The following is a 4044-nucleotide window of genomic DNA, read 5'->3' on the forward strand; positions in this document are numbered from 1 at the left end:
TAGAGGTTGCCGTTTCGCACAACCATTGTGGAGGGTAACAATCGTGTGCTCGACTGGATCCCACCTGATGACCAGGTCATGATCTCGAAGCGACCCTCAGCCAGATCCTGCCAAATCACCTTCGTCGTGCTTGTGCCGAAATCCACGCCGACAACAATGTGACGTTCCCTGTCAGAAGTTTCTACTCCGGCAGCATTCACTCCCTGACCGGTGGGGCAAGATTCGACCAGAGCACCAAGAACCGGCGTTTTCGGCGCACCTCGTGAACGGGACTCTTCATCTGACCGAAAGCCCCGCAACCACCTGAAGATGGCCCTGAGCTGGCGAACCATCGCGCACCTAAGTTTGACCACAAGCCTCATAGCAAGCCGCCATTCACTCAACCACAAGAATTCCTCCGGCAATCAGGACAAAATCGGCACTCACCGAGCGAAGTGCTTCGATTTCCGAGATTCTTCTGTCCCTTTCAGCCGCGAGCTTCCTAATCTGCCCTTCCAGCATGCGGACATAGGACGCTTTGCGGTTCTTCTGCAGAGCTTCATGCAGACGATCCTCAATTCGCTGAATGCTGCGCCGATACCACTCCCCAACACTTGCAAGCCGAGCATTTACAAAAGCCTCATTCACGCGTTCCACTTCATTTTTCCGCTCCTCGAACCGCTTAGCCAACACGTCTTCTGCAACTCCATATGCGCTGCTCAAGCTGGCTTCATGTGCCCTCGACAACGGCGCGTCCCGCCCTTCACTCATCATCATGGCGAGGCACATCTCCGACACTTCTTCGTCCAAGGCCGTCAACGTGTGCAGATTCACGATGACCGGCAGTAGAACATCCTGCTCACGAGCTGCCTTAATCGTCGCTCTGGCGACCAGGTACAGGTAAGTCGCGGCATGGAGCGATCCCGACGCGCGGAGAACGATCCGGGCGACCGGATGCTGGAATCCGAATCCCTTCGTGTATTCATTGACAATGCCGCGAATGATGAAGTGCCTGACGTGAAGAAACGTCAAATAGCGGTTTCTTTCAGCAACGTCCGACTCAAACGTGACATCCACCCCTCCCTGGTGGAGGTGCGACAAAAGGTACGGCTTCTGATCATCTGCGGGCAGAGAAATCAACCACTCCATGAGCTTCTTCCCTGCCATCAGGCGATAAACGCCGCCGCCCTTTTCTACCAGCTCTGATTGCCTGTCGTATTGCCAGAGGAAATCACGCACAAACGCTGCCATGCCATCGGCAGAGAGGAATTTTCCTCGTTTTTGGATATCCTCCACTTCCTGATAATAGAACTCGTCCTGGCCAATAAACTGCGCGCTGGCCTTCTCCAATTCTTCAATTTCGAGCTTCTTCCGCTCCAGCACACGGCCAGCGCGCTCGATTCTTTCCGCGCGATCCTTATCTGAGAGGGATGGATCGAACAGATCTCTTGTCAGCATGTTGATCTCATCGCCCAGAATGGCCTCCAAGTCGCCAATGTATGACTCGAAAAGCCTGATGCGGTTGTACAGTCTTTGCAGGATCTCATGCTCGATGGTTCCGGGCGCAGAGAGATTGAAAATGAGTATTTTTTCGGCTTTCTGCCCGATGCGGTCCAGGCGCCCAATCCGTTGTTCTACGACCATCGGGTTCCATGGCAGGTCGTAGTTGAAGAGAATATGGCAGAACTGAAGGTCCAAGCCCTCGCTTCCCACTTCCGATGACAAAAGGATCCGGTACGTGCCCTGGCGAAATTCATTGATCCTGCTGTCTCTCTCCTCGGGTGAAAAGTCACCACTAATTACCGTGCAGGAGTAGCCAAGTGAGCGTAAACGCCGCTCCAGGTAACGCAGTGTCCGCTTAAAGTAGCTGAAAATGACGATGCGCTCACCCGGCTGGACAGTTTCCAGCTCCCTCAGACACTCGTGAAGGACATCAAATTTTGTATCGGGCTGTCCAACGGAATACCATTTGCGGATCACTTCCCTCAACTCTTCAGCGGCGACGAGACGGGAGCTCGCCTGGCCTGAATTCCAATCGTCGGGATCAACGTCCGATAACTCCTGATCCAGGCCACCGACGATGGCTGCTTCGGTCTCGTAGAACTCGACCATTGCGGGAATGCAGCTTGCCATCTGCCTCTGGGGCATCATCAATCCGAAGAGGAGGGCAGGATCCTTCCCCTCACGGACATACCTGTCACCCACATACTTGAGGACGGCCCGGTAGAAGCCCAGCTCGGCTTCTGTCATATGAACCAACTTGACGTGCGCTTCCCGCTTGCTGCCGAGATAGACATCTCTTCGGCGTGTCCTGCTAAGAATCCTTGAAAGTAGGTTCAGTTCTGCCAGGTTCCGCTGAATGGCAACAGTTGCCCGGCGGTCTTGTGGATCTGCCGTATCGAGCAGGCGAAGCGTCTCCGTGAATAGAGGATGCCTGCGGATTGATTCCGCGACTGCACGTCCGGCGGCGCCTAGGTCTTTGTTCGGTTTGATACCTTCTGCGGGCAATGCGAGGCAAAAGCTCACGCCGCTCCATCGAGCTTCGACCAGCCTCAGCAGGATCTCGCGAATCCGGCTGAACCGGTCGGGGTCCGTAGTGGTGATCCTGCGTTCCGCGTCCACGATTTGCCGGTTGTACCACATGCAAGCCTGAAAGTACTCAAAGGACGAGAATTCGTCGGGATCCAGCAAAGACAACAGGTTGAATAGATCCCGCGAATTGACCTGAATGGGTGTCGCAGTAAGGGCCAGAACGGCATCGGCCATCTCGGCAGCGCTGCGGCAGGCTTTGTGGGATTGCGTATCTGCGTTCTTCAGGTGGTGTGCTTCATCGATGATAAGAAGATTGAGGTGCGGGGAGGCGGCTTGCCACTCAGGATCCAGAACCACACTGCGGAACGATTCGAGGCTGCAGATGGCACGGAGCGCGGGGTCTTCCTCATGCATGTATTCCTTGAGAAAGGAACGCAATTGTGGTGCTTTCCAGATTTGAAACTCCAGATCGAATCGGGTTTTCAGTTCCATCTGCCATTTCCCGCAAAGCGACGCCTTGCAGACAATCAGAATTCTTCTGAAGGTGTGGGGGTGACGCGCCAACATTTCGCAGAGAATAAAGCCTGCCTCTATGGTCTTGCCCAAACCGACCTCATCTGCGAGAAGAAGGCGCTGTTTGGGAGACCGAAGGAACTTCAACAATGGCTTGAATTGGTGCGGCTGAAACTCCGTCCTGCTGGCGCGAAGTGAATAAAGTGTGTCCTGGAGAGGCTGGCGAAGGCGCTCGAATGTGATCAGGCGGAGAAACGTGTCCTTGTTCCCGAAGCGGCCGTCAATCAGAAGTTGGCGGATGGATTCAATGGGAGTGACTTTTTCGAGGTCTCCCTCTGGCACGGTGACAGGGCTGCCCCGCCCTGGAAACAGAACGTTATAGTAGTAGCGGCCAGCCAGAAGGCGCGCCGGCCCCACGACAGCTCCCTTTTCGTCCCGCCTATTCCGCTGGACAACCATGTCTCCCGGTCGAAATAGGGGTTGCATGATGACTTTCCAGCACGGATTCTCTGACAAGGTGTTGCCCGGATTCTGGCTCGTGGATTTGTGATATATCACACGCCGTTCCCGTATTCAAGTCCGCACGCTACCGGGCAGGACGGTTCGAGAGGAACGGCCTGCCGTTTGTTTATCGACGGTTTACTCACGACTTGCAAGGAAGAACAGCGCGCGTGGCACTGGGACGTAGGCCATGCGGGCCTTGGTGGACGCAGTGTTGCGGCGGCTCGCCCTTACAACGTGACTTTTCGAGCAGCTTAAAAAAGGTAGATCGGCTGCAAAGTCGAGTCATGGGCCGCTGGGACGCCAGCCCGATTTGACGGGCCCGAAGCGGCGACGGCGGGAGCGTATCGGGGTTGCGCTGTTTTGGACAAGTTTCTGACAGGAGCACGGCATCAAGGGGAGCTTCCCGAAGCGGTTCGGGGCGTCTGGGATGGCTGGGAGCCTGTTTTTCCGGTCACGGTTGGCGGATAGGATGGAGGGTACCGGCGCAGGGGAGGCTGGTTCGTGATGAATTTGCGA

2 protein-coding genes are annotated in these 4044 nt (G+C 55.6%); both read right to left on the bottom strand.

Features of this window, described 5'->3' with window-relative positions:
- Window positions 1-362 (bottom strand): hypothetical protein (locus NZ823_17025; GenBank protein ID MCS6806831.1); only part of this gene is annotated, 362 nt, incomplete at its 3' end.
- A gap of 13 nt (window positions 363-375) precedes the next feature.
- Entirely contained in the window at window positions 376-3510 is a 3135-nt protein-coding gene (locus NZ823_17030) for an SNF2-related protein (protein MCS6806832.1), read from the bottom strand.
- Window positions 3511-4044: the final 534 nt, after the last annotated feature.

It is taken from the genome of Blastocatellia bacterium (assembly GCA_025054955.1).
GTDB lineage: Bacteria > Acidobacteriota > Blastocatellia > HR10 > J050 > JANWZE01.

Bases quoted from the DNA above. Each gene is read 5' to 3' on its own strand.
- NZ823_17030 (MCS6806832.1), bottom strand. From the start codon at position 3,510: ATGCAACCCCTATTTCGACCGGGAGACATGGTTGTCCAGCGGAATAGG.